The sequence below is a fragment of the Streptomyces sp. NPDC096176 genome (assembly GCF_044763255.1).
In the GTDB taxonomy this organism is placed as follows: Bacteria; Actinomycetota; Actinomycetes; order Streptomycetales; family Streptomycetaceae; genus Streptomyces.
Window position 1 is genome coordinate 58,477 of record NZ_JBIWFV010000003.1, and the last position, 23,624, is coordinate 82,100.

The window sequence follows — 23,624 nt, forward strand, 5'->3', positions numbered from 1 at the left end:
CGCCCGGTCGTCGACGGCCCCGGCCGCCGCCTCCCCGCTGCCTCGGTCGCAGAACAGCCGGGCCCGAGCCGCGGTGCCATCGCGCCGGCAGGGTCTTCGGGCTGCGCCGCCCCGGGCTTCGGGCATGCGGAGGCCGCGCGCCCCCGTCCTGCAGCGGGGGCGCGCGGCCGGTAGGAGGGGTCAGGCGGTCGGGACGGGGGAGGGCTTGCTCGGGGCGGGCACGGCGGGGGACGTGGTCCGGCGGCTGCCACCCAAGAGCACCGCTGCCAGGCTCAGTGCCGCCCACGCCGACAGGACGACGGCCGGAGCCGCAGCGGCGTGCCCGTCGAAGTAGGCGGCCGAGCGCAGCAGCGTCGTGCCCGCGCCGGGCGGCAGCCACTGGCCGATGGCGCCGACCGGCTCCGGCAGTAGTTCGGGTGCGGACGCGGCGCCGGAGAACGGATTGCCGATGAGCACCATCAGGAGCGCTCCGAGGCCGATTCCCGGCGTGCCGAGCAGGGCGGCCAGCCCGGCGACCGGCGCGGCGATGGCGGCGACCGTCAGGCTGAGCGCACCCGCCTCCGCCCACCAGTTGCCGTCGAGCACGCCGAGCCAGCTGTGCGCCAGCGCGGCGGCCGTGATGCCCACCATCACGGACGCGCCGACGAGCGCGACGGCGGCCCGCCTGCCGCGCAGTCCCAGCATCGTCACCAGCCCGCCGGCGGCGACCCCGGCGAGGGCGAGCGGCAGCACGCTCGCCGCGAGGGCGCTGCCGCGCGGGTCACCGGACGGCAGCGGAGCGACATCCGTTGTCTGCACCCGGGTGCCGGGCTGCGCCTGTGCCGTGACCGCCTCCTTGAGCATCTGTGCGACGACCGGTGAGGCCCCTGACGCGGTCAGCAGGCGCGGACCTCCCGGGCCGGCGACGACCGCACCGTATACGACCCGGTCCTCTATCGCGGTCCGGGCAGCGGCCTCGTCGTCGTAGCGGTGGACGTCGAAGGCGCCTTCGTGCTCCTCGAACCGCTGCTCGAGCGGGGCGGCCGCCGCGGCCGACCCCGCGACACCTATGGGTACTTCGCGCGGTGCCGTGCGGGCGGCGGGCCAGGCGAACGCCCAGAGGGCCAGCGCCACCACGGCCGGAACCAGGACCATCACCGCGATCATGCGACGCGTCGGCGTAGCGGACATGAGGAACTCCCTGACAGAGAAGGATCGTTCGTTTTGCGGTGTCGCACTGTCCTGCCGCTGGTGGCGCTTGTCAAGAAGGAATGTTCGTTTTACTTTTTGCCTCATGGCCCGCGTATCCCAGGAACACCTTGACGCCCGTCGCCGCCAGATCCTCGACGGCGCCGCCCGCTGCGTCTCCCGCAATGGCTTCCACGCCACGTCGATGCAGGACATCCTGCGCGAGTGCGGACTGTCGGCGGGCGCCGTGTACCGCTACTTCCGCAGCAAGGAAGAGCTGATCACGGCCATCGCCGACGAGGCGTTCAGCGGAATCCGCGCCGCCTTCGCCGAGGCCGCGGAGACCACTCCGCCGCCCGCGCCCGACGTACTGCTCGGGCGGGTGCTGCGCCGCATGCTGGTCGAGGAGGTACCCGGCGGGGACCGTCAGGCCTTCGCCCGGCTGATCGTCCAGGTGTGGACCGAGACCCTGCGCAACGAGGAGCTGGCCGCCGTCCTCGGCGACGGATACAGCGGCATGCGGCAGGCATGGGCGGAGCTCGTCGAGGCCTATCGGGTGAACGGGCAGATGGAGGCGGACGTCGAGGCCGACCATGTGGCGCGCACCCTGATCGCCACCGCTCAGGGGTTCATCGTGCAGCAGGCGCTCTTCGGGGACGTCCGTGTCGAGGTCCTCGAGGACGGCCTGCGCGCCCTGATGTCCATGCGGGATCCCAAGATCAGTTAACGCGCCGGAAAAAACTGCGCTCTAACGTTCAACCCCTGGTCGTGAGATACCCGCGAGCTGGTCAACGAAGTGTTGAAGCGCGCTACGGTCCATCGCGCCCATACGGATACGGGCCGGACGACAGTGAGGTGGACGCGTGCAACTCTCCCCGCACGAGCAGGAACGGCTTCTCATCCATGTGGCCGCGGACGTGGCCGAGAAGCGCAGGGCGCGCGGCGTGAGGCTCAACCACCCCGAGTCCGTCGCCCTCATCACCTCGCACATCCTCGAGGGCGCCAGAGACGGCCGCACCGTCGCCGAACTCATGGCGTCGGGGCGCAAGGTGCTCACCCGCGACGACGTCATGGAAGGCATCCCCGAGATGATCCACGACGTCCAGGTGGAGGCAACCTTCCCCGACGGGACCAAGCTCGTCACCGTCCACGACCCGATCGTCTGAGAGGCGGGGCGCATGATTCCCGGAGAGATCATCTTCGGCGACGGGCCGATCCGGCTCAACGAGGGCCGCGAGACCAGTCGCCTCACCGTTGTCAACGCCGCGGACCGCCCCGTGCAGGTCGGCTCGCACTACCACTTCGCCGAGGCCAATCCCGGCCTCGGCTTCGACCGCGCCGCCGCCCGCGGCAAGCGGCTGAACGTCGCCGCCGGCACCGCCGTGCGCTTCGAGCCGGGCATCCCCGTCGAGGTCGAACTCGTACCGCTCGCCGGGCGCCGGATCGTCGCCGGGCTGCGGGGAGAGACCGGGGGCCGGCTCGATGGCTGAACTGAACCGTGCCGTGTACGCAGATCTGTTCGGCCCCACCACCGGCGACCGTATCCGCCTCGCCGACACGGACCTCCTGGTCGAGATCGAGGACGACCGTTCGGGTGGCCCCGGGCGCGCCGGTGACGAGGCGGTGTTCGGCGGCGGCAAGGTCATCCGCGAGTCGATGGGGCAGTCCCGGACGACACGTGCGGAAGGCGCACCCGACACCGTGATCACGGGTGCCGTGATCATCGACCACTGGGGCGTCGTCAAGGCCGACATCGGCATGCGCGACGGCCGGATCTGCGGCATCGGCAAGGCGGGCAACCCCGACACCATGGACGGTGTCCATCCCGACCTCGTCATCGGCCCGGAGACCGAAGTCATCGCCGGCAACGGGAAGATCGTCACCGCCGGTGCCATCGACGCGCACGTCCACTTCATCTCGCCGACCGTCGTGGAGCAGGCGCTCGCAACCGGCGTGACCACCCTCGTCGGCGGCGGGACGGGGCCGGCCGAAGGGACCAAGGCGACCACGATCACACCCGGTCCGTGGCACCTCGCCCGGATGTTCGAGGCGCTGGAGACCTATCCCGTCAACATCGGCCTGCTCGGCAAGGGCAACACCGTCTCCCGCGACGCCATGTACTCCCAACTGAGGGGCGGCGCCCTCGGATTCAAGATCCACGAGGACTGGGGGGCGACACCCGCCGCCATCGATGCCTGCCTGACCGTCTGCGACGAGACCGGCGCGCAGCTCGCCATCCACACGGACACGTTGAACGAGGCGGGCTTCGTCGGCGACACCCTCGAGGCCATCGCGGGCCGCACCGTCCACGCGTACCACACCGAGGGCGCGGGCGGCGGGCACGCTCCCGACATCATCACCGTCGTCTCCGAGCCGCATGTCCTGCCCAGCTCGACCAACCCGACCCGGCCGCACACCGTCAACACCATCGAGGAACACCTCGACATGCTGATGGTCTGCCACCACCTCAACCCGGCCGTGCCCGAGGATCTCGCCTTCGCGGAGTCACGCATCCGGCCCTCCACGATCGCTGCCGAGGACATCCTCCACGACCTCGGGGCCATCTCGATCATCTCCTCCGACTCGCAGGCCATGGGACGTGTGGGGGAAGTGGTCATGCGCACCTGGCAGACCGCGCACGTGATGAAGAAGCGCAGGGGCCCGCTCGCGGGGGACGGGCGCGCCGACAACCACCGGGCACGTCGTTATGTCGCCAAATACACGATCAACCCCGCGGTCGCACAAGGGCTGGACGGAGAGATCGGCTCGGTCGAGACCGGGAAGCTCGCCGACCTCGTGCTCTGGGAGCCGGCGTTCTTCGGCGTGAAGCCCCAGCTGGTACTCAAGGGCGGACAGATCGCGTACGCGCAGATGGGCGACGCCAACGCCTCGATCCCCACCCCGCAGCCGGTGCTGCCGCGGCCGATGTTCGGCGCGCTGGGGCGTGCCGCGGCCCGGAGTTCGTTCAACTTCGTCGCACCGGCGGCGATCGAGGACGACCTGCCCGGACGGCTCGGCCTCGACAAGAGGTTCGTCCCCATCAGGAGCACCCGACGGGTGACGAAGGCGGACATGCGCGAGAACGACGCCATGCCCCGGGTGGAGGTCGACGCGGACACGTTCTCCGTGAGCATCGACGGCGAGCCGGTGGAGCCCGCTCCTGCCGTCGAACTGCCCATGGCCCAGCGATACTTCCTTTTCTGATGCGGCAGGTGGATCCGATGCGTCCGACGTCACGCGCCACACAGGCGATGCCGCATGCCGCACGAAACGCGGCGTCATGAGCCGCGCCGCGGTGCTCGTGCTCTGTGACGGGCGGTTCCCCGCCGGCGGGCACGCGCACTCCGGCGGCGTCGAGGCCGCGGTGAAGGCGGGGCGTGTCCGGAACGCCGACGACCTGGCGAGGTTCTGCCGCGGCCGGCTGCACACCACGGGGCTCACCTCCGCCGGACTCGCCGCCGCGGCCGCCCTCGGGCACGACCCCGTGAGCCTCGACGCCGTCGCGGACGCCCGCACGCCGTCGCCGGCGCTTCGGGCCACCGCCCGCAAGCTGGGCAGGCAGCTGCTCCGCGCGGCGCGGGCGGCCTGGCCCGGCGCCGAACTCGACGCGCTCGCGGCGGCATTCCCGCGCGGCACACATCAGCCGATCGTCCTCGGCACCACGGCCCGCGCGGCGGGCCTCGGGCCCGTCGACGCCGCGCACTGCGCGGCCTATGAGGCGGTCGGCGGTCCCGCCACGGCGGCGGTGCGTCTGCTCAGTCTGGACCCTTTCGAGGCGACCGCCGTCCTCGCCCGCCTCGCCCCCGAGATGGACGCGGTCGCGGCGCGGGCGGACGAGGCCGCGCGCGAGGGAGTCGAGAGCCTTCCCGCCGCATCGGCCCCCCTGCTCGACATCAGCGCCGAGCAGCACGCCGCATGGCCCGTCCGCCTCTTCGCGTCGTAGACACCGTCCTGCAGCCCCCTCCAGAGCCCCGTCCCGGGCCCCGTTCCACAGCCTTGTCCCCGATCCCGGCCCCGAGCCCCGACCACCAAGGAGCCGCACCCGCATGCACCTCGACCACAGCCACTACGACGCCCCCGCCGCCGTCGGTGCCGACGCAACGCGCCCCGACGGCACTCGGCGTGCCCTGCGGATCGGGCTCGGCGGACCCGTCGGATCCGGCAAGACCGCCACCGTCGCCGCCCTGTGCGCGGCGCTGCGCGACAGGCTCTCCATCGCGGTTGTCACCAACGACATCTACACCCGCGAGGACGCCGAGTTCCTGCTGCGCCATGCCGTGCTGCCGCCCGAGCGCATCCAGGCCGTCGAGACCGGCGCCTGCCCGCACACCGCCATCCGCGACGACATCTCCGCCAACCTCGAGGCCGTCGAGGACCTGGAGGACAGTGTTGGTCCGCTCGACCTGATCCTCGTCGAGTCCGGCGGTGACAACCTCACCGCCACCTTCTCCAAAGGGCTCGTCGACGCGCAGATCTTCGTCATCGACGTGGCGGGCGGCGACGACATCCCCCGCAAGGGCGGCCCCGGCGTTACCACCGCCGACCTGCTCGTCGTCAACAAGACCGACCTCGCGCCGTACGTCGGCTCCGACCTCGCCCGCATGGCCGACGACGCGAAGGCGCAGCGCGGGGCACTGCCCGTCGCCTTCACATCGCTGCGCGAGGACGACGGCATCACTCCCGTCGCCGACTGGGTGCGGGCGCAGCTCGCCGCCTGGACCGCCTGAGCAACGGATGAGCGTCCACGCCACGGCACGTATCGTCGCCGACCGCACCGGCCTGCCCGTCCTCACGAGCGACGGACCGCTGGCGCTGCGCCGTACCCGCTCCACCGGACCGCACCAACGGGTCACCGTCGTCGGCGCGATGAGCGCGCCGCTCGGCGGCGACCGGCTCGCCGTCGACGCCGACGTACGTGACGGCGCGCGGCTCACCGTGGACGCCGCCGCCGCCACGCTCGCCCTGCCAGGACCGAGCGGGGAGCACGCACGCTACGACGTCACCCTGAGCGTGGGCGAGGATGCGGAACTGCACTGGCTTCCCCAGCAGTTGATTGCGGCGCGCGGCAGCGACCTGGGCATGCACACCCGGGTCCGGCTTGCACCGACCGCGCGGCTCGTGCTGCGCGAGGAGCAGATCCTCGGCCGTCACGGGGAGGAGCCGGGAACCCTCACCACGCGCCTCACCGTCCACCGCGCGGGCCGTCCTTTGCTGGACACCGAGCTCGCCTGCGGCCCCGAAGCACCCGGCGGATGGGACGGCCCGGCCGTGCTCGGCGGCCACCGGGCCGTGGGTCAACTTCTTGTCGTGGACCCCGCATACGAGGACAAGCCGGCCGAACCCCGCCCGCTGGGCGCCACCGCGGCGCTGACCCCGCTCGCCGGCCCCGCCGTTCTGGTGACCGCGGTGGCGGCGGACGCTCTGGCCCTGCGGCGCGTACTCGCCGACGCCCACGAGGACTTGCTCGCCGGGCTGCACCGCTGAGCGGACCCGTCGCACCGGTTTCCGTTCGGTAAAGAACGCCTGTACGGGCTGTCGCCCGAGCCCCTGGAGACGGAAAGATCCCCCGGACAACACGACCACAGCAGGGGGATTTCCACGTGAGGCGCACAGCAGTGCTCGGCTCGGCCGGCACTCTCATCGCGAGCACGCTCATAGCGGGCGCGATAGCGGCCCCCGCGGCGACCGCGGACAGCGACGACCGAGGCCGCGACCACGGCCGCTCGGAGGCGTACGGAGTTCGGCTCGCCGCGGAGCGGGCCGCGAAGAAGGGCATCGACTGGGCTGACTGCCCGGCGGACTGGGGGCTCGCCAAGCCCATCCAGTGCGGCACGGTGAGCGTTCCGCTCGACTACGCGCGCCCGAACGGCAAGCAGATCAAGCTGGCTGTCGACCGCATCGGCAACACCGGCACCGAGGCGGAGCGTCAAGGCGCCCTCGTCTACAACCCCGGCGGCCCCGGCGGCTCCGGAATGCGATTCCCGACCCGGGTCACCGGTAAGAACCCGGTCTACGCCGACATGGCCAAGGCCTACGACTTCGTCGGCTTCGACCCCCGGGGCGTCGGCCACTCCACGCCCATCTCCTGCGTGGACCCGCAGGAGTTCGTCAAGGCGCCGAAGCCCGACCCGGTGCCCGGCAGCGAGGCCGACAAGCGCGCCCAGCGCAAGCTCGCCGCGGAGTACGCCGACGGATGCGCCGAGCGCAGCGGCTGGATGCTGCCGCACATGACCACTCCGAACACCGCGCGCGACCTGGACGTCATCCGTGCCGCCCTCGGTGAGAAGAAGCTCAACTTCCTGGGCGTCTCCTACGGCAGCTACCTCGGCGCCGTGTACGCGACGCTGTTCCCGGGCCACGTCCGGCGGATGGTCGTCGACAGCGTCGTCAACCCGTCGCGGGAGAAGATCTGGTACCAGGCCAACCTGGACCAGGACGTCGCCTTCCAGATGCGCTGGAACGACTGGAAGGCGTGGATCGCGAAGAACGACGCCACGTTCCACATCGGCGACACGCCGGACAAGGTCGAGCAGCAGTGGGTGAAGCTGCGAGCCACCGCCAAGAAGAACCCGCTCGGTGGCGTCGTCGGCCCGGCCGAGCTCATCGGCTTCTTCCAGAGCGCGCCGTACTACGACTCCGCCTGGGTGCCCGTCGCCCGCGCCTGGAGCAAGTACCTCGCCGGTGACACCCAGGCACTGGTCGACGCGGCCGCGCCCGACCTGTCGGACACCGCGGGCAACATCTCCGCGGAGAACGGCAACGCCGTCTACACGGCGGTCGAGTGCGCCGACGCCAAGTGGCCCACCAGCTGGAAGAAGTGGGACCGCGACAACAGCAGGCTGCACAAGGACCACCCGTTCATGACCTGGGCCAACGCCTGGATGAACCTTCCGTGCGCCACCTGGTCGGCCAAGCAGCAGACGCCGGTGGAGGTGAGGACCCGCAAGGGCCTGCCGCCGGTGCTGATCGTGCAGGCCGAGCGTGACGCCGCGACCCCGTTCGAGGGCGCCGTCGAGCTGCACAAGCGGCTCAAGGGCTCGCGTCTGATCGTGGAGAAGGACGCCGGTTCGCACGGTGTGACCGGCCTGGTCAACCCGTGCGTCAACGAGCGGGTCGACGCATACCTGCTCAGCGGTGAACTGGACAGCCGCGACGTGACGTGCGAGCCGCACGCCACGCCGAAGCCGTAAGACAGGCAGCGGTAGAGGGGGAGGGGCGGCCGGAGACACGGCCGCCCCTCCCTTCGTGCGGGGTCAGCCGCCGGACCTGTGCTGCTTCAGCCAGGCGTCCTCGTCCGCGTAGTTGAACAGGGCGTCCTGACCGTAGTTCTTCGCCATCTTCGGAAACGCTTCTGTCCACTCACGGCCGTGCAACTGCCTGGCCAGCCACTCCACCGTCGTCGGCAGTGACTCCTCGTACGTGGTGACCGCGCTGTAGCCGAGCTCGCGCTCCGCGGCGCGCATGTCGTACACCACCGGGTGCGCTCCGGACCACGGCGTCTCGCCGACCGAGTGCGACGGGGGCGGCCCGTCGACCAGCACGGTCTCGGACCGGTGGCCGAGCACCTCGTCGATCGCGTCGCCGATCGCGGCGACCGTCGGTGCCTCGGGGTCGCCGGCGTTCAGTACGCGGGAGCCCGGCCGCAGCGCCGCCAGCCGGATCAGTTCGGCCGCATTGGACACATGCACGGGATGGAACCTGCTGAGGCCGCCGTAGGCCAGCACACGCACCGGCCGGCCGTCCAGGGCCCGCTTCACGAAGTACAGCTCCCGCGGCGTACGGCAGTACGGTCCGTGGATCGCGCCCGCTCTCAGCAGGGTGACCGGCAGCTCGTCACCGGCCGCCAGCAGATCCCGCTCCAGCGCCACCTTCCTGGTGCCGTACGTCGAGTCGCCGGGCGCCACGGTGGACTGGGCCTCGGGGATGGGCACCGGGTAGCGCGGAAAGCCGTCGGGCCGGCCCTGGGTGTCGAAACTGCGGCCGCGGTCGTCCTCGTAGACCGCGCCGCTGGAGATGACGACGGCCGAACCGACCCGGTTCGCGAGCGCCCTCAACTGGCGTGCGTGGCCGGTGTGGAAGGCGACCATGTCGACGAGGACGTCGCAGCCGTCGCCGACCGCGGCGGCCAGTGCCGCGTCGTCCTCGCGGTCGACCTGTAGCGTTCGCACCTCGCCCGGCCAGTCCGCGTCGCGCACACCGCCTCGTGAGGCCGCCCGCACCTCCCAGCCGTCCGCCGCGAGGGCGCGGACCGCCGCCCGTCCCACCTGTCCTGTCGCGCCGAGTACAAGGACGCTCCCCCTGGCCGTACGAGGGTCATTTCTCCGACGAGTCATGCGGGCACGTTAGGCGGCCCGTACGGCGGTGCCCAGGAAATTCGCCGACCGCAGATTCGCGCCTCAGCTGCTGCGCCCGGGGAACTTCTTCGGCTGCCTGCCACGCAGTTCCTGCTTCTGCTGCTCCTGCTGCTCGGCCTTGACCTCGGCGGCGTAGCGGTCGACGTACTCCTGGCCGGACAGCTCGAGGATCGCGTACATGATCTCGTCGGTGATCGCGCGGATCGCGGCCTTCTCGTTCTCCATGCCCGCGTAACGGGAGAAGTCCAGCGGCTCCCCGAACCGGACCGTGACCCGCTTGATCTTCGGAATGACCTGCCCGGGCGGCTGGATCTCGAACGTCCCCACCATCGCGCACGGCACGACGGGCACCCCGGCCCGCAGCGCCATCACCGCGACCCCGACCTTGCCCTTGTAGAGCCGACCGTCGTGCGACCGCGTGCCCTCCGGATAGATCCCCAGCAACTCGCCCTTCTCCAGCACCCCGAGGCCCTCCCGGATGGCGGCCTGACCGGCCTCCTTGCCGGAGCGGTCCACCGGAATCTGCCCGGCACTGCGGAAGAACGCGGCCGTCAGCCGGCCCTTGAGGCCGGGGCCGGTGAAGTACTCGGCCTTGGCCAGGAACGTGATACGCCGCTTGAGGATCGCCGGCATCAGGAAGTGGTCGGAGAACGACAGGTGATTGCCCGCGACGATCGCCGCGCCCTCGGCCGGGATGTGCTCCAGTCCTTCGATCCGGGGCCGGAAGAGCAACCGCAACAGCGGCCCGATGAGGACGTACTTGAGCACGTAGTAGAACACGGTGTCTCTCCCAACTCTGCCCGGTTCCCTCTGGAGCCGCGTTCTGCGAGGTCACAGTATGCAATGAGGGGCTCGGTCGATCTACGTCCGCGGCGCCTGCGGCCGACTTTCGTCAGGTGCGATCAGGTGCGGTTGCACTCATGCTGACCCCTCGCGGACTTTTTTGACAGACCATCACGTCCCATGCGGCGGAGCGGCACACCCTGGTCGTCGTGCTGATCGATCATAGTCCGAGCGGCTCGGCCCGCCGGGCCACCGCCCGTACCCGACCGGATCGGGCACAGAATGTCGGGTCCGGCAGGCTGCGTACTGCCTAGCGTGGTGATCGCGAAAGAGGAAGGAGGCCTGGCGTGCTGGAGCGGCTCAACCAGACCATGGAGTACATCGACCGCCATCTCGACCAGTCCATCGACGTGGCGGGGGCGGCGCGCGTCGCGGCCACCTCGGAGTACCACCTGCGCCGGATGTTCTCGGCACTCGCGGGCATGCCGTTGTCGGAGTACATCCGCCGCCGCCGGCTCACCGTCGCAAGTGCCGAGGTGCTGGCTGATCGTGAGCCTCTGCTGGAGATCGCGGTGCGCTACGGCTACGGCTCGGGCGAGGCGTTCGCCCGAGCGTTCCGCGCCATGCACGGTGTCGGGCCGGGCGAGGCCCGGCGCACCGGTGCCGCGCTCGTCTCCCAACCCCGGCTGTCCTTCCGCCTCACCGTCGAAGGGAACAGCAGCATGCGTTACCGCGTAGTGGACAGGCCGGCCTTCAGCGTCGTCGGCCTCAAGGCCCGGGTGCCACTGGTGCACAGGGGGCCGAACCAGGCGATCATCGACTTCGTCCGCAGGATCGGACCGCAGAGAATGGAGAGCCTGGAGAAGCTGTCGGACGAGGAGCCGCAGGGGATCGTCGCGGTCTGCGACGACCTGGATCCGAGCCGCGCCGAAGGGACCGCGCTCGACTACTACCAGGGGGTGATCACGTCAGCGGCCGCCCCGGAAGGCACGACCGTCCTCCCCGTCCCGGCCGGCACCTGGGCGGTCTTCACCACCGCCGGTCCGGCGCCGGAGGCCATTCAGGAACTGTGGCGGGACGTGTTCACGGAGTGGTTCCCGTCCAACCCGTACCGCAGCCGCCCGGGCCCGGAGATCCTTCGCACCCGCCTGTCGCCGGACGGGACCGAAGCGGAGGCCGAGCTCTGGCTGCCGGTGGAGCGGGAGCAGGGCTGAACGAACGCGCACCGAGCGGGCCCGCGCAGTGTGACGAGCCTTGTCACGTCGCATTGCGCGGGCCCGTGACAGCCAGACGGACGCCGACGGCGATGGCGCAAGCGGTGACGAGCCCGGACAGTGGCACGGCGCCGTGTCCGGCGAAGCTGGTGGCCAGGACCAGGAGCGCGGCGACGGGCAGGACGAGATTCTGGGCGGTGCCCTGTTTGAAGTGACGTGCGTGGACCAGCCACACCGTCATCAGGAAGAGCGCGGTGGGCACGGTGACGGCCAGGGCCGCCGCGAAGGTGGAGAGGCGGGCGTGGTGGGTCGCCTGTTCGACGGCCACTTCGATGCCTGCGCCGATCGCGGCGGCGGATCCGAGAATCACGTAGTGGCTGTATCCCCACACGAATGCCTGCCGGTTGGAGGCCAGATACTCGTGGATGGGCACAGCGAAGTAGATCCAGAAAGCCGCGAAGACGATGAGCAGTCCGCCGGCCGCGATCGGCAGGAGCTCGTCGAGGGCCGCTGACTCGTCCAGGGCGGACTGCACGGCCACGGTGGCGGCGGCGATGGTCTCTCCGAGCACGATGATGGTGAAAAGGCCGTAGCGTTCGGCGATGTGGTGCGGATGCCAGCTCGTCCGGTGGCGTCGTTCCGCGAGGGCCGGTACGGCCATTTCCGCGGCGGCCAGCGGCACGAATCCCCATTTCCAGGCAGCGTCCGGCAGCAGCAGCAGAGCCACCCAGGCCAGTTGCACCACTACCAGCCCCGCCGCGTACCTCAGAGCGGTCCCTCTTGCGGCACCTGTCTCACCGCGCGCGGCGCGCAGCCACTGGAAAGTGAGCGCCACGCGCATGATCAGGTATCCGACAACTGCAACCGTGTAGTCGTTGGCGTCGAAGGCACGGGGCACCCCGGCCGCCAGGACGAGCACGCCCGCCATCTGCACCAGCGTGGCGACTCGATAGGGGACGTCGTCGCAGTCGTAGGCGGAGGCGAACCAGGTGAAGTTCACCCAGGCCCACCAGATGGCGAAGAACACGAACAGGTATCCGGTGATCCCGTGCCCGGGGTCGCCCTCGGCCACGGCATGGACGAGGCGCACTCCGGCCTGCGCGACCGCCACGACGAAGCACAGGTCGAAGAAGAGTTCCAGCGGAGTCGCTGCCCGGTGGGCCTCGTCGCGGCTTCGGGCCGTCATCCGGACGAGCGGAACGACAGCCCGGCCGTGACCGGCCCCCTTCGGAGTCTCCTGAGTCATCAGCGCCGCGCCCTTCGCCGGTGTGGTCTGCGAGCGGCCGGGTGGCCTTTGGGTCAGAATGTCCCATCCGCGGCCTCCGTGCAGCAGGTCGACCGCTGGCGGAGCCCCGCGCAGCACAGGGTGCTGCGGGGCGCGGAAGGCGGCTGCGTATCCGATTCTTTTCAACTCGCCATGGCGGGCGGGGAATCCGTTCGCCTCCCGGATGCCGACGTGGCACAGCGGGCAGGCGTGCCGATGCGTCACGGCCTCAGAGGCTGGTCCGTGGCCGCGATGGGGGAGGGGAGCTCGGTGGAGCCGGACAGGTAGCGGTCCGTCGCCGCTGCTGCGGACCGTCCTTCCGCGATGGCCCACACCACCAGGGACTGGCCACGCCCCGCGTCGCCCGCGACGAAGACGCCGTCCGCCACGCTGCGGGCAGTCGGCTCGGCCGTCCCTCCGTGCCACTCTCCCGGCCGTGCCGCGAAGTCTGCGTCCCGCGCGAAGTTGCCGCGGGCGTCGAGTGTGAGTCCGAGCTGCCGGACCAGGCCGGTGTCGCGTTCGGGGCCCGAGAAGCCCAGCGCGAGCAGGACCAGATCCGCGGGCAGAACCCGCTCGGTGCCCGCCAGCGGACGTCTGGCCGACGGTTCGACTTCCGTCAGACACAATGCGCGTACGCGGCCGCTCGCGTCCCCTTCGAAGCGCATGGTGGCCGTGGAGAACGTCCTCGGGTCCGCGCCGTCCCGTCCGCGGGCCTCCTCGTGGGCATGGGAGATCCGGTAGATCTTGGGGTAGACGGGCCACGGCTGGCTGTCCGGCCGGACGGGCGCCGGCTCGGGGTTGATGTCCAGCTGCACCACCGACGCCGCGCCCTGGCGCAGCGTGGTGCCGAGGCAGTCGGAGCCGGTGTCGCCGCCCCCGATGATCACCACGTGCCGACCCTCGGCGGTCACGGGCGGCTGGGCGTAGTCCCCCTCCGAGACCCGGTTCGACGCCGTCAGGTAGTCCATGGCCTGGAAGATGCCGTGCAACTCCCGCCCGGGGACAGGGAGTTCGCGAGCCAGTGTCGCTCCGACGGCGATGACCACCGCATCGTGGCGGGTCCTCACCTCGGCCACGTCGAGATCGCGGCCCACGTCGATCCCGCAGCGGAAGATCGTGCCCTCCGCCTCCATCTGCTCGATGCGCCGGTCCAAATGCCGCTTCTCCATCTTGAAAGCGGGAATGCCGTAGCGGAGCAGACCGCCGAGCCGGTCGGCGCGCTCGTAGACAGCGACGGTGTGGCCGGCGCGGGTGAGCTGTTGCGCCGCGGCCAGGCCCGCCGGTCCTGAGCCCACGACGGCGACGGTCCTGCCGCTGTGTCGCTGCGGCGGGAGCGGCGAGACATAGCCCTGTTCCCACGCCTGGTCGGCAACGGCCTGCTCCACGTTCTTGATCGTCACCGGCTCCGCGTTGATCGAGAGAACGCACGCGTCCTCGCACGGCGCCGGGCACAGTCGGCCGGTGAACTCGGGAAAGTTGTTCGTGGCATGCAACCGCTCGGCGGCCGCGGACCAGTCACCGTGGGCGGCGTACACGTTCCACTCGGGTATGAGATTGCCGAGCGGGCAGCCGTCGTGGCAGAAGGGGATGCCGCAGTCCATGCAGCGCCCCGCCTGCCGGGAGACGACCGGCAGCAGAGTCTGCCCCGCGTACACCTCGTGCCAGTCGCCGAGGCGCTCGTCGGTGGGGCGCGCGGGTATCGGCTGCCGGGGCGTCTTGAGAAAGCCGAAAGGGTCGGTCATATCGCCCTCTGCATCGCTGGCTCAGGATTGACAGGGCGTTCACATCAGCCTACGCCCGGGGGAGAGGCCCTGCGCCGCCGCAGTTTCGGCGGGCCCTGGGCCACGGGCTGCGGGGTGCCCGAAACGACGGGCGGCCCGGCCTCACCCAGGACCGCCGCGCCGATGATTCTCCGGCCCGGCGGGAGTCTCCCCCAGGACACGCACGGGAGAGGGTGGAGCCATGGCCGATCTGAACGACACGCTGAGCAGGCACGTCGGCATGGGCTCGGTGCCCGGTGCCGTGGGGCTGATCGCCCGGGGAGAAAGCGTCGAGGTGGCTGCCGTCGGGACCGTGGATCTCGAGGGCACCGCCCCCATGGCCAGGGACTCGCTGTTCCGCCTGGCCTCCATCACCAAGCCGGTCGTGGCCGCCGCCGTGATGATGCTGGTCGACGAAGGCCGTATCGCACTCGCCGACCCCGTCGGCGAATGGTTGCCGGAGCTGGCCTCGCCTCATGTCGTCCGTACGCCGGCGAGTCCGGCCGACGATGTCGTGCCCCCGGTCCGGCCGATCACCGTCGAGCATCTGCTCGGCTCTCGATCCGGGCACGGTTTTCCGTCCGACTTCTCGCTGCCCGCGGTCGCACCACTGGTCAGCGAGCTGAAGCAGGGCCCGCCCCAGCCGCAGCTCGTGCCCCCGCCGGACGAGTGGACAGCGCGGCTCTCCCGTATCCCGCTGCTGCACCAGCCCGGCGACGGCTGGCTGTACAACATCAGTTCCGACATCCAGGGCGTGCTGATCGCCAGGGTGACGGGCCGCCCGCTCGGAGAGTTCCTGTCCGAGCGGATCTTCGAGCCGCTCGGCATGGTGGACACCGCCTTCGCCGTACCGGCCGACAAGCTCCACCGCTTCACCTGCTACTACCGCACCGGCCCCGGGGGCGGGCTGCACCTCGCCGACGCCGCCGACGGGCAGTGGAGCAGCCCTCCGGCGTTCCCGTCGGGTGCGGGCGGACTGGTCTCGACGCTCGACGACTGGCTGGCCTTCGGGCGGATGCTCCTCGCCGAGGGCGCAGTCGGCGATCAGCGTCTGCTGCGCGCGGAGTCGGTGCGGCAGATGACCACCAACCATCTGACGCGCGCCGAGCGCGAGGCCGCCGGGCTGTTCCTGGAGGGAATGGGCTGGGGCTTCGGCGGCTCGGTGGACGTCGAGCCGGTCGAGCCGTGGAGCGTGCCGGGACGCTACGGCTGGGTCGGCGGCACCGGGACGACGGCGCACATCACGCCGTCGACGGACACGGTCACGCTGATGTTCAGCCAGGTCGAGATGAGCGGCCCCAGTTTCCCGGCGCTGATGAGGGACTTCTGGGAGTACGCGGCCGGCGCGTAGGTCCCTTGCTTCAGCCGGAGCGAAGGCGTTGACGGGGCGGCCGCCTTGCCCCGCGCGGCGCAGCAGTGGCAGCACAGGGGTGGGGCCCGGCGCGCCCGGACCCCACCCCTGTGCGCCTCGTGAGGGGCGCGGTCAGTGCTTGAAGCCGTCCTTCGTCCTCTCCTTGGCCTCGCGGGCCTTGCCGCGCGTCTCCAGAGCAGCACCCTTGGCGGCGGTGGTCTCCTTGCCGACCGCGTGGGCCGCCTTGCGTACGGCCTTCCCGACGACCTGCTCGGCCTTGGCCTTGGCCTTTTCTCCGGCGCTCATCTCGGTCCTCTCGTCGTTCGTCGACGCTCACCGACTCGACTGCCCGGCCCCTCCGGGCCAAAACCGCAGTCGGCGGCGGTTCCGCGGCCGAAAGGAGACCGTGCGATTGTGCCGCCGCCTGCCCAGGCGGATTCTGTAACTGATGAACCAGGCCGGTGGTGCCATGAGCTCGCCGAACACGGCCGCGAGCGCCGACTTCCGTGGCCCCCTCAACGTCACGAGGGCGGCCATCGCGGTTCTCGACGCCCAGAACACCGTGGTCGGCTGGAGTTCCGATGCCGAGACGCTCCTCGGTTGGACCCCGCGCGAGATCATCGGCTGCCCCCTGGACACCTTCCTGTCGCTCCCTGCGACGGCCGAGTCGGGCGGGACCAGTGCTGCGGGGACCGACGGCACACGGCGGAGCGACGCCCGGCTGGCCGTTCACCGAGACGGCCACCGGATCCAGGTCGCCACCGCCACCTGCCCCCTGGCCGGGCCCGGTACCGGGGCGCAGGTGATCGCCGTGGCGGAGCTGCGGGTCATGCGGCAGTGGGAATCCCGGCTGGCCATGCTGCAGGGGCTCGCCACCCAGTCACCCATCGGGCTGGCCATCTACGGCACCGACCTCCGTCTGACCTGGAGCAACAGCGCCTACGAGCGTGAGATCGGGCGTCCGCTCGAGGAGTACCTCGGCAAGCGGGCCGACGAGCTGTACGCCACCGGCAGGTTCGTGACGAAGGGCTATCCGGAGACGCTCGACGCGGTCATGCACCACGTGCTGGACACCGGCGAGCCGTTCCTCGACCTCCACTTCCGCGGTGAGCAGCCCAGCGACCCCGGCAAGGACCACCTGTGGTCGTGCTCCTACTACCGCCTCACGGACGAGGACGGGAACGTCCTCGGTATCTGCGAGGACGCCTTCGACATCACCGACCGTTACGAGGCGCAGCGCCGACTGGACCTGCTCGTCAAGGCCGGCCGCAGCGTCGGCGGCGCTCTGGACGTGGTGCGGACCGCCGAGCAGATCGCCGAAGTAGCCGTGCCGGATTTCGCGGACAGCGCCACCGTCGACCTCGTCGAGGCGGTACTGGACGGGGAGCTGCCGGCGGCCGGCGGCGCGCCGAAGGCATCCCTGGTACGCATCGCCTCCCGGCCGGCCGCCACGGAGGACCGCGGGGGTTCGGGCCGAGCCCGGTGGGCCGGCGGGCCGGTCGCCGTGGTCCACCCGCCCGGAACTCCGCAGCACCGCGTCCTGTCCTCCGGTGGCCTCGTGCTCGACGGCGACACCCTGGTGGTGCCGCTACGGGCGGGCGGCAGCCTCTTCGGCCTCATCACCTTCGTACGCGCCGACCGCGCGGTCGCCTTCGACAACGGCGAGGTGGCGCTGGCGGACGAACTGGCGGCCCGCGCGGCGGTGAGCATCGACAACGCGCGTCGCTTCACCCGGGAACGGACCTCCGCGCTCACCCTGCAGCAGCAGTTGCTGCCCCGCCATGTGCCCCGTCTCTCCGCGGTCGACGTGGCCCACCGCTATCTCCCCACCGACGACGTGACAGGAGTGGGCGGCGACTGGTTCGACGTCGTCCCGCTGTCGGGTACCCGGGTCGGGCTGGTCGTGGGCGACGTCGTCGGCCACGGCCTGCACGCGGCGGCCACCATGGGACGGCTGCGTACGACGTTCAGCGCCCTCGCGCAGCTGGACCTGGCCCCCGACGAACTGCTGAAGCGACTCGACGACCTGGTGGGCCAGTCGGGCGAGGACGTGGAACCATCGGACGGCGCGCCGGAGGCCGCCCTGTCCCGCTACGACGTGGCGACCGGCGCCACCTGCCTGTACGCGGTGTACGACCCGGTCTCGCGGCGTTGCGTGATGGCCCGGGCCGGACACCTGCCGCCGGTGATGGTCGACCCGGACGGCCGAGTAGGCCACATCGAGCTGCCGGCGGGTCCTCCGCTGGGCCTCGGGGGCCTGCCCTTCGAGAGCGCCGAGTTCGAACTGCCGGTGGGCAGCCTGCTGGCACTGTTCACCGACGGCCTGGTGGAATCCCGGGACCACGACATCGAGCAAGGGATCCGGCGCCTGGGAAGGGTGCTCAGCGACCGAACGGCGTCTTTGGAGGATCTTTGCGACCGGGCGGTGGCCGACCTCCGCGCCCGGGGCGCGACGGCGGACGACACCGCACTGCTGCTGGTCCGTACCCGGGAACTGGAGGCCGGGCAGATCGCCGAATGGGCATTCCCCGCGGAGCCGGCCACGGTGGGCCGGGCGAGGGAGCTGGCCGCTCAGCAGGTGGCCGAATGGGGATTCGAGGAACTTTCGTTCTCCGTCCAGCTCATCGTCAGCGAGCTGGTGACCAATGTGATCAAACACGCCGGCGGTCCGCTGCGCCTGCGTCTCATCCGCGACCGCCGTCTGCTGTGCGAAGTCGCGGACACCGGTCACACCTCACCGCACCTGCGGCACAGCGCGGCGGACGACGAAGGGGGCCGCGGCCTGTTCATCGTCGCCCAGCTCGTCCACAGATGGGGCACGCGCTACACGGAGTCGGGAAAGACGATCTGGACGGAACAGCCCCTGCCCTCGAACGACTGACCGCTTGCGGGGGCTCGGACGGTGGCTCGGCGAGGGGAAGTGGACACGGCGGCATCGCTCCCGCTGCGAGATGCGGCGGGTCTCTCTACTGTCGATACCGAGTGTGTCCACGGCGACCGTGCCGACAACCAACGCGCAGCAAGGCGCGCACCGGCCGAAACGCCCTCGGACGCCCGTCGCCCAACCGACCCCCGGAGGCCCCCATGCCGGAGCTGTTCATCGGCGGCGCCTGGACCGCCGCCGCGGAGAAGGGCACTCGTGAGATCCGCTGCCCGGCCGACGGCACGCTGGTGGCGACGGTCGACGAGGCCGGCCCCCGGGACGCGGCCGCGGCCGTGGCCGCCGCACGCGAGGCCTTCGACACAGGGCCCTGGCCCCGCACGCCCGCCGCCGAACGCGGCGCGCTGCTGCTGCGCGTCGCCGACCTGCTGCAGCGCGACAAAGCCGACTTCGCCCGCGCCGAATCCCTCGACACCGGCAAGCGCCTGGTCGAGAGCGAGTACGACATGGACGACATCGCCAACTGCTTCCGCTACTTCGGCAACCTCGTGGCGGCGGGCGGCGGCAACCGCATCGTCGACACCGGCGATCCCGGCGTCGACAGCAGGGTCGTCCACGAACCGGTCGGCGTCTGCACGCTCATCACGCCCTGGAACTATCCGCTGCTGCAGACGGCGTGGAAGGTGGCCCCCGCCCTCGGCGCCGGCAACACCTTCGTCCTCAAGCCCAGCGAACTGACACCCCACACCGCCGTGATGCTGATGCGGCTGCTCACCGAGGCCGGACTCCCCGCGGGGGCCGCGAACCTGGTGCTCGGCGCGGGCGCCATCGCCGGAGCGCCGCTCACCGAGGACCCGCGCGTCGACCTGGTGTCCTTCACCGGCGGGCTGGCCACCGGCCGCCGCATCATGGCCGCCGCCGCCCCGACCGTGAAGAAGGTCGCCCTGGAACTCGGCGGCAAGAACCCCAACGTCGTCTTCGCCGACGCCGACTTCGATTCCGCCGTGGACTACGCCCTGACGGCGGTGTTCCTCCACTCCGGCCAGGTCTGCTCCGCGGGCGCGCGGCTGCTGGTCCAGGACGAATTGCACGACGCCTTCGTCGCGGAGATCGTCGACCAGGCGCAGGCCATCGTGCTGGGCGGCCCGTTCGACGAGAACGCCCGCTCCGGCCCGCTGATCTCCGCCGCCCACCGCGACAAGATCGAGGCGTATGTCGCCGCCGGTCTCGCCGAGGGAGCGGTGCTGCGCTGCGGCGGTTCCCGGCCCGAGAACCCGGAACTGCAGGACGGCTTCTACTACCTGCCGACCGTGCTCGACGAGTGCGACACCCAGATGTCCGTCGTGCGCGACGAGTCGTTCGGCCCGGTGCTCACGGTGGAGCGCTTCCGCGACGAGCAGGAGGCGGTGGCCCTCGCGAACGACACGGTCTACGGGCTGTCCGGAGCGGTGTGGACCAAGGACACCGGCAAGGCGCACCGGGTCGCCTCCCGGGTACGCGCAGGCACGATGTGGATCAACGACTTCCATCCCTACGTGCCGCAGGCGGAGTGGGGCGGCATGAAGCAGTCCGGCTTCGGCCGCGAACTCGGCCCGGCCGGACTGGCCGAGTACCAGGAGGCCAAGCACATCTGGCACAACCTCTCACCGACGCCCCAGAGGTGGTTCGCATGAGCAGCGACGACAGCGCGCCGTCCGGCGGCCACAAACCTTTGGCCACGGCCGAGCACGACGACGACTCGCTTGCCGAACTGGGATACAAGCCCGAACTCAAACGCACCCTGGGCAACTTCCACACCTTCGCCGCCGGCGTCAGCTACATCTCCATCCTCACCGGCACCTTCCAGCTCTTCTACTTCGGCGTCAGCTTCGGCGGCCCCGCGTACTGGTGGTCCTGGCCGATGGTCTTCGTGGGCCAGCTGATGGTGGCTTTGTGCTTCTGCGAGCTGGCCGCCCGCTACCCGGTCGCCGGGTCCATCTACAACTGGGCCAAGCAGATGGGCGGACCGCACGTGGGCTGGCTCGGCGGCTGGATGATGATGACCGCCACCATGGTGACGCTGTCGGCCGTCGCGCTCGCGTACCAGATCACGCTGCCGCAGATCGACGACTGGTTCCAGTTCGTGGGCGACGGAACCGGCCCGACCGACGCCGCCGCCAACGCCGTCCTGCTCGGCACCGTCCTCATCATCTTCTCGACCCTCGTCAACGCCTTCGGTGTAAGCCTCATGGCCCGTATCAACTCCGCCGGCGTCTTCATCGAGCTGATCGCCGCCGTCGCGCTGATCGTCTTCCTCGCGGTGCACATCACCCGCGGTCCCAGCACGGTGCTGACCGAGACCTACGGCCTCGGCGCCGGTCAACCCGGTGGCTACTTCGCCGCGTTCCTGACCGCGTCCCTCGCGTCGGCGTACGTGATGTACGGCTTCGACACGGCGTCCTCGCTCGGCGAGGAGTCCCACAATCCGGGCCGCAACGCCCCGCGCGCCATCCTGCGCGCCCTCGTGGCGTCCTTCGTCATCGGCGGCCTGATCCTCCTCTTCGCGTTGATGGCCGTGCCCGACCTGTTCGCGAAGGAACTGGCCACGGGCGGTCTGCAGTACGTGGTGCTGGCGACGCTGGGCTCGACGATCGGCGAGATCTTCCTCTGGTGCGTCGTCATCGCGATCACGGTGTGCGTGCTTGCCGTCCATGCCGCCGGAATCCGGCTGATGTTCGCCATGGCGCGGGACAACAACCTGCCGGCCGGTTCTGTTCTCGCCCGTGTCAGCCCGCGCTTCCACACCCCCGTCGTCCCCGCGGTGCTGATCGGTTTCGTGGGCGTCGTCATCCTCGTCATCAACATCAACCAGCCGCAGATCTTCTCCGTGATCACGAGCATCGCGATCATCATGATCTACGTCGCGTACCTCATGGTCACCGTGCCGTTGCTGATCCAGCGGCTGCGCGGCCGGTGGAAGCCGGCAGAGGGCCGGTTCTCCCTCGGCCGTCTGGGGCTGCCGATCAATGTGCTCGCCGTGCTGTGGGGCGCGGCCATGTCGATCAACCTCGCCTGGCCGCGCGCCTCGGTGTACAACGCGTCCGGGCCGCAGCACTGGTATCTGCGGTGGGGCGCCTTCCTGTTCATCGGCATCGTCGCCCTCGGCGGGTTCGCCTACTACTGGTTCGTCCAGCGGCACCGGACGGGCGTGCTCGCCGCACACGCCGCACAGGCCGCGGAGATCGGCGACCCGACCACTCCCTGACGCCCCGTGCGTCCCCTGGCCCGCCCGACGCCCTGGAGAAGCCATGACCGTGGACAGCCCAATGCCCGAGTTCGACTACGTCGTGGTCGGCGGCGGTACGGCAGGTGCCGTCGTCGCAGCCCGGCTCACCGAGGACCCGGACGTCAGCGTCTGCGTGGTGGAGGCGGGCCCCTCCGACGTCGACGACGACAACGTGCTCCGGCTCGAGCGGTGGATGGCCCTGCTGGAATCCGGCTACGACTGGGACTACCCCGTCGAGCCGCAGGAGAACGGCAACAGTTTCTTGCGCCACGCACGGGCCAAGGTGCTCGGCGGCTGCTCCTCCCACAACTCCTGCATCGCCTTCTGGGCGCCCGCGGAGGACCTGGACGACTGGGCTGCGACGGGCTGCGCGGGCTGGAGCGCCGCGGACTGCTTCCCGCTCTACCAGCGGCTGGAGAACAACGAGGCTCCGGGCGACCACCACGGCCGCTCAGGGCCGGTCCATCTGCGTACCGTGCCGCCCGACGACCCCTGCGGTCGCGCCCTGCTGGAGGCGTGCGCTGCGGTGGGGATTCCGAAGACGCCGTTCAACACCGGCACCACGGTGGTCCGGGGCGCCCACTGGTTCCAGATCAACGCCTTCCCCGACGGTACGCGGGCGTCCTCCTCGGTCTCGTACCTGCATCCCGTCCTCGGTAAGCGGCCGAACCTGGAGGTGATGACCGGCCTGCAGGCCAGGCGGCTGCTGTTCGACGGCGACGGGCGCTGCAGCGGTGTGGAGTTCCTGCGGCCGGACACCATCCACACCGGTGCGGTCGCCGCCCGGCGCGAGGTGATCGTCTCCTGCGGCGCCATCGACTCGCCGAAGCTGCTGATGCTGTCCGGCATCGGCCCCGCCGGGCATCTGCGGGACGTCGGGGTGGACGTGCGGGTCGACGCCCCCGGCGTCGGGTCCCACTTCCAGGACCATCCGGAGGGGGTGATCATGTGGGACGCGAAGCAGCCGATGGTGAATTCGTCCACGCAGTGGTGGGAGATCGGCATCTTCGCCGACACGGAAGAGGGCTTGGACCGGCCCGACCTGATGTTCCATTTCGGCTCCGTGCCGTTCGACATGAACACCTACCGCCGCGGCTATCCCACCTCGGACAACGCCTTCTGCCTCACCCCGAACGTGACCCGCGCCCGTTCGCGGGGAACGGTGCGCCTGCGCACCCGCGACTTCAGGGACAAGCCGAAGGTCGACCCCCGCTACTTCACCGACGAGCACGACATCCGGGTGATGACCCACGGGCTGAGGCTGGCACGCGAGATCGTCGCGCAGGCCCCGATGGCGGACTGGGCCGGTGCGGAACTGGCACCCGGACCGGGGGCCACGAGCGACGAAGAGCTCCTCGCCTACATCCGCGAGACGCACAACACCGTCTACCATCCGGCGGGAACGGTCCGCATGGGCCCCGACTCCGACGCGGACTCACCGCTCGACGCCCGACTGCGGGTCAAGGGCGTACGGGGACTGCGGGTGGCCGACGCGTCCGTGATGCCGTTCCTCACGACCGTCAACCCATGCATCACCACCATGATGATCGGTGAGAAGTGCGCGGACATGATCAAGGCGGGGTGA

At 70.8% G+C, this 23,624-nt stretch carries 20 protein-coding genes; 14 read left to right on the forward strand and 6 right to left on the reverse strand.

What is annotated here, in order from left to right:
* Positions 1-180: 180 nt before the first annotated feature.
* Complete coding sequence (locus ACIQ7Q_RS08985) at positions 181-1,170, reverse strand: ABC transporter permease (protein WP_403858146.1); 990 nt, start codon at positions 1,168-1,170, stop codon at positions 181-183.
* 103 nt (positions 1,171-1,273) lie between these two features.
* Between ACIQ7Q_RS08985 and ACIQ7Q_RS08990 the strand changes: the two genes are divergently transcribed.
* The 8 genes from ACIQ7Q_RS08990 (at position 1,274) to ACIQ7Q_RS09025 (ending at position 8,357) form a co-directional block, all read left to right on the forward strand.
* Entirely contained in the window at positions 1,274-1,894 is a 621-nt protein-coding gene (locus tag ACIQ7Q_RS08990) for a TetR/AcrR family transcriptional regulator (RefSeq protein ID WP_403858148.1), read from the forward strand.
* Positions 1,895-2,030: 136 nt separating this feature from the next.
* Positions 2,031-2,333, forward strand: coding sequence for an urease subunit gamma (locus tag ACIQ7Q_RS08995; RefSeq protein WP_403858150.1), 303 nt, complete (start codon positions 2,031-2,033; stop codon positions 2,331-2,333).
* Positions 2,334-2,345: 12 nt separating this feature from the next.
* Complete coding sequence (locus ACIQ7Q_RS09000) at positions 2,346-2,657, forward strand: urease subunit beta (RefSeq protein WP_403858152.1); 312 nt, start codon at positions 2,346-2,348, stop codon at positions 2,655-2,657.
* Positions 2,650-4,371 carry an urease subunit alpha gene (locus ACIQ7Q_RS09005; RefSeq protein ID WP_403858154.1) on the forward strand — a complete coding sequence of 574 codons (1,722 nt, stop codon included), beginning with the start codon at positions 2,650-2,652 and terminating at the stop codon, positions 4,369-4,371. Before ACIQ7Q_RS09000 ends, ACIQ7Q_RS09005 begins: the two co-directional genes overlap by 8 nt.
* 76 nt (positions 4,372-4,447) lie before the next feature.
* Positions 4,448-5,110 (forward strand): urease accessory protein UreF, encoded by a 663-nt coding sequence (locus ACIQ7Q_RS09010; protein ID WP_403858156.1) that lies wholly within the window; start codon positions 4,448-4,450, stop codon positions 5,108-5,110.
* Between the two features lie 103 nt (positions 5,111-5,213).
* Positions 5,214-5,894: an urease accessory protein UreG gene (ureG, locus tag ACIQ7Q_RS09015; protein ID WP_403858158.1), complete on the forward strand. Its 681-nt coding sequence runs from the start codon at positions 5,214-5,216 to the stop codon at positions 5,892-5,894.
* 7 nt (positions 5,895-5,901) lie between these two features.
* Positions 5,902-6,651: an urease accessory protein UreD gene (locus ACIQ7Q_RS09020; RefSeq protein ID WP_403858160.1), complete on the forward strand. Its 750-nt coding sequence runs from the start codon at positions 5,902-5,904 to the stop codon at positions 6,649-6,651.
* A 116-nt stretch (positions 6,652-6,767) separates the two neighbouring features.
* The gene (locus tag ACIQ7Q_RS09025; RefSeq protein WP_403858162.1) at positions 6,768-8,357 is read left to right on the forward strand and encodes an alpha/beta hydrolase; all 1,590 of its coding nucleotides are present in this window, start codon (positions 6,768-6,770) and stop codon (positions 8,355-8,357) included.
* 63 nt (positions 8,358-8,420) lie between these two features.
* Here ACIQ7Q_RS09025 and ACIQ7Q_RS09030 read toward each other — a convergent pair whose 3' ends face one another.
* Entirely contained in the window at positions 8,421-9,500 is a 1,080-nt protein-coding gene (locus tag ACIQ7Q_RS09030; protein ID WP_403858163.1) for an NAD-dependent epimerase/dehydratase family protein, read from the reverse strand.
* Between the two features lie 63 nt (positions 9,501-9,563).
* The gene (locus ACIQ7Q_RS09035; RefSeq protein ID WP_403858165.1) at positions 9,564-10,301 is read right to left on the reverse strand and encodes a lysophospholipid acyltransferase family protein; all 738 of its coding nucleotides are present in this window, start codon (positions 10,299-10,301) and stop codon (positions 9,564-9,566) included.
* 350 nt (positions 10,302-10,651) lie between these two features.
* Here ACIQ7Q_RS09035 and ACIQ7Q_RS09040 point away from each other — a divergent pair, with 350 nt between their 5' ends.
* The gene (locus ACIQ7Q_RS09040; protein WP_403858167.1) at positions 10,652-11,518 is read left to right on the forward strand and encodes a GyrI-like domain-containing protein; all 867 of its coding nucleotides are present in this window, start codon (positions 10,652-10,654) and stop codon (positions 11,516-11,518) included.
* A 43-nt stretch (positions 11,519-11,561) separates the two neighbouring features.
* Here ACIQ7Q_RS09040 and ACIQ7Q_RS09045 read toward each other — a convergent pair whose 3' ends face one another.
* A complete protein-coding gene (locus ACIQ7Q_RS09045) occupies positions 11,562-12,764 on the reverse strand; it encodes a low temperature requirement protein A (RefSeq protein WP_403858169.1) in 1,203 nt (400 codons plus the stop codon).
* A 239-nt stretch (positions 12,765-13,003) separates the two neighbouring features.
* Positions 13,004-14,524 carry a glutamate synthase subunit beta gene (locus ACIQ7Q_RS09050; protein ID WP_403858171.1) on the reverse strand — a complete coding sequence of 507 codons (1,521 nt, stop codon included), beginning with the start codon at positions 14,522-14,524 and terminating at the stop codon, positions 13,004-13,006.
* Positions 14,525-14,744: 220 nt separating this feature from the next.
* On the opposite strand from ACIQ7Q_RS09050, the gene ACIQ7Q_RS09055 reads away from it, so the two are divergent.
* Positions 14,745-15,893 carry a serine hydrolase domain-containing protein gene (locus ACIQ7Q_RS09055; RefSeq protein ID WP_403858172.1) on the forward strand — a complete coding sequence of 383 codons (1,149 nt, stop codon included), beginning with the start codon at positions 14,745-14,747 and terminating at the stop codon, positions 15,891-15,893.
* A 132-nt stretch (positions 15,894-16,025) separates the two neighbouring features.
* On the opposite strand, the gene ACIQ7Q_RS09060 is transcribed toward ACIQ7Q_RS09055, so the two are convergent.
* On the reverse strand, positions 16,026-16,199 hold the full coding sequence (locus tag ACIQ7Q_RS09060) for a hypothetical protein (RefSeq protein ID WP_403858174.1): 174 nt from the start codon (positions 16,197-16,199) through the stop codon (positions 16,026-16,028).
* A 163-nt stretch (positions 16,200-16,362) separates the two neighbouring features.
* Here ACIQ7Q_RS09060 and ACIQ7Q_RS09065 point away from each other — a divergent pair, with 163 nt between their 5' ends.
* The 4 genes from ACIQ7Q_RS09065 to ACIQ7Q_RS09080 all read left to right on the forward strand — a co-directional run bounded on the left by ACIQ7Q_RS09065 (position 16,363) and on the right by ACIQ7Q_RS09080 (position 23,624).
* Positions 16,363-18,774, forward strand: a complete 2,412-nt coding sequence (locus ACIQ7Q_RS09065) for a SpoIIE family protein phosphatase (RefSeq protein ID WP_403859152.1) — start codon at positions 16,363-16,365, stop codon at positions 18,772-18,774.
* Positions 18,775-18,977: 203 nt separating this feature from the next.
* Positions 18,978-20,447 carry an aldehyde dehydrogenase family protein gene (locus ACIQ7Q_RS09070; protein ID WP_403858176.1) on the forward strand — a complete coding sequence of 490 codons (1,470 nt, stop codon included), beginning with the start codon at positions 18,978-18,980 and terminating at the stop codon, positions 20,445-20,447.
* Entirely contained in the window at positions 20,444-22,018 is a 1,575-nt protein-coding gene (locus tag ACIQ7Q_RS09075; RefSeq protein WP_403858178.1) for an APC family permease, read from the forward strand. Before ACIQ7Q_RS09070 ends, ACIQ7Q_RS09075 begins: the two co-directional genes overlap by 4 nt.
* Positions 22,019-22,061: 43 nt before the next feature.
* Positions 22,062-23,624, forward strand: coding sequence for a GMC family oxidoreductase (locus tag ACIQ7Q_RS09080; RefSeq protein ID WP_403858180.1), 1,563 nt, complete (start codon positions 22,062-22,064; stop codon positions 23,622-23,624).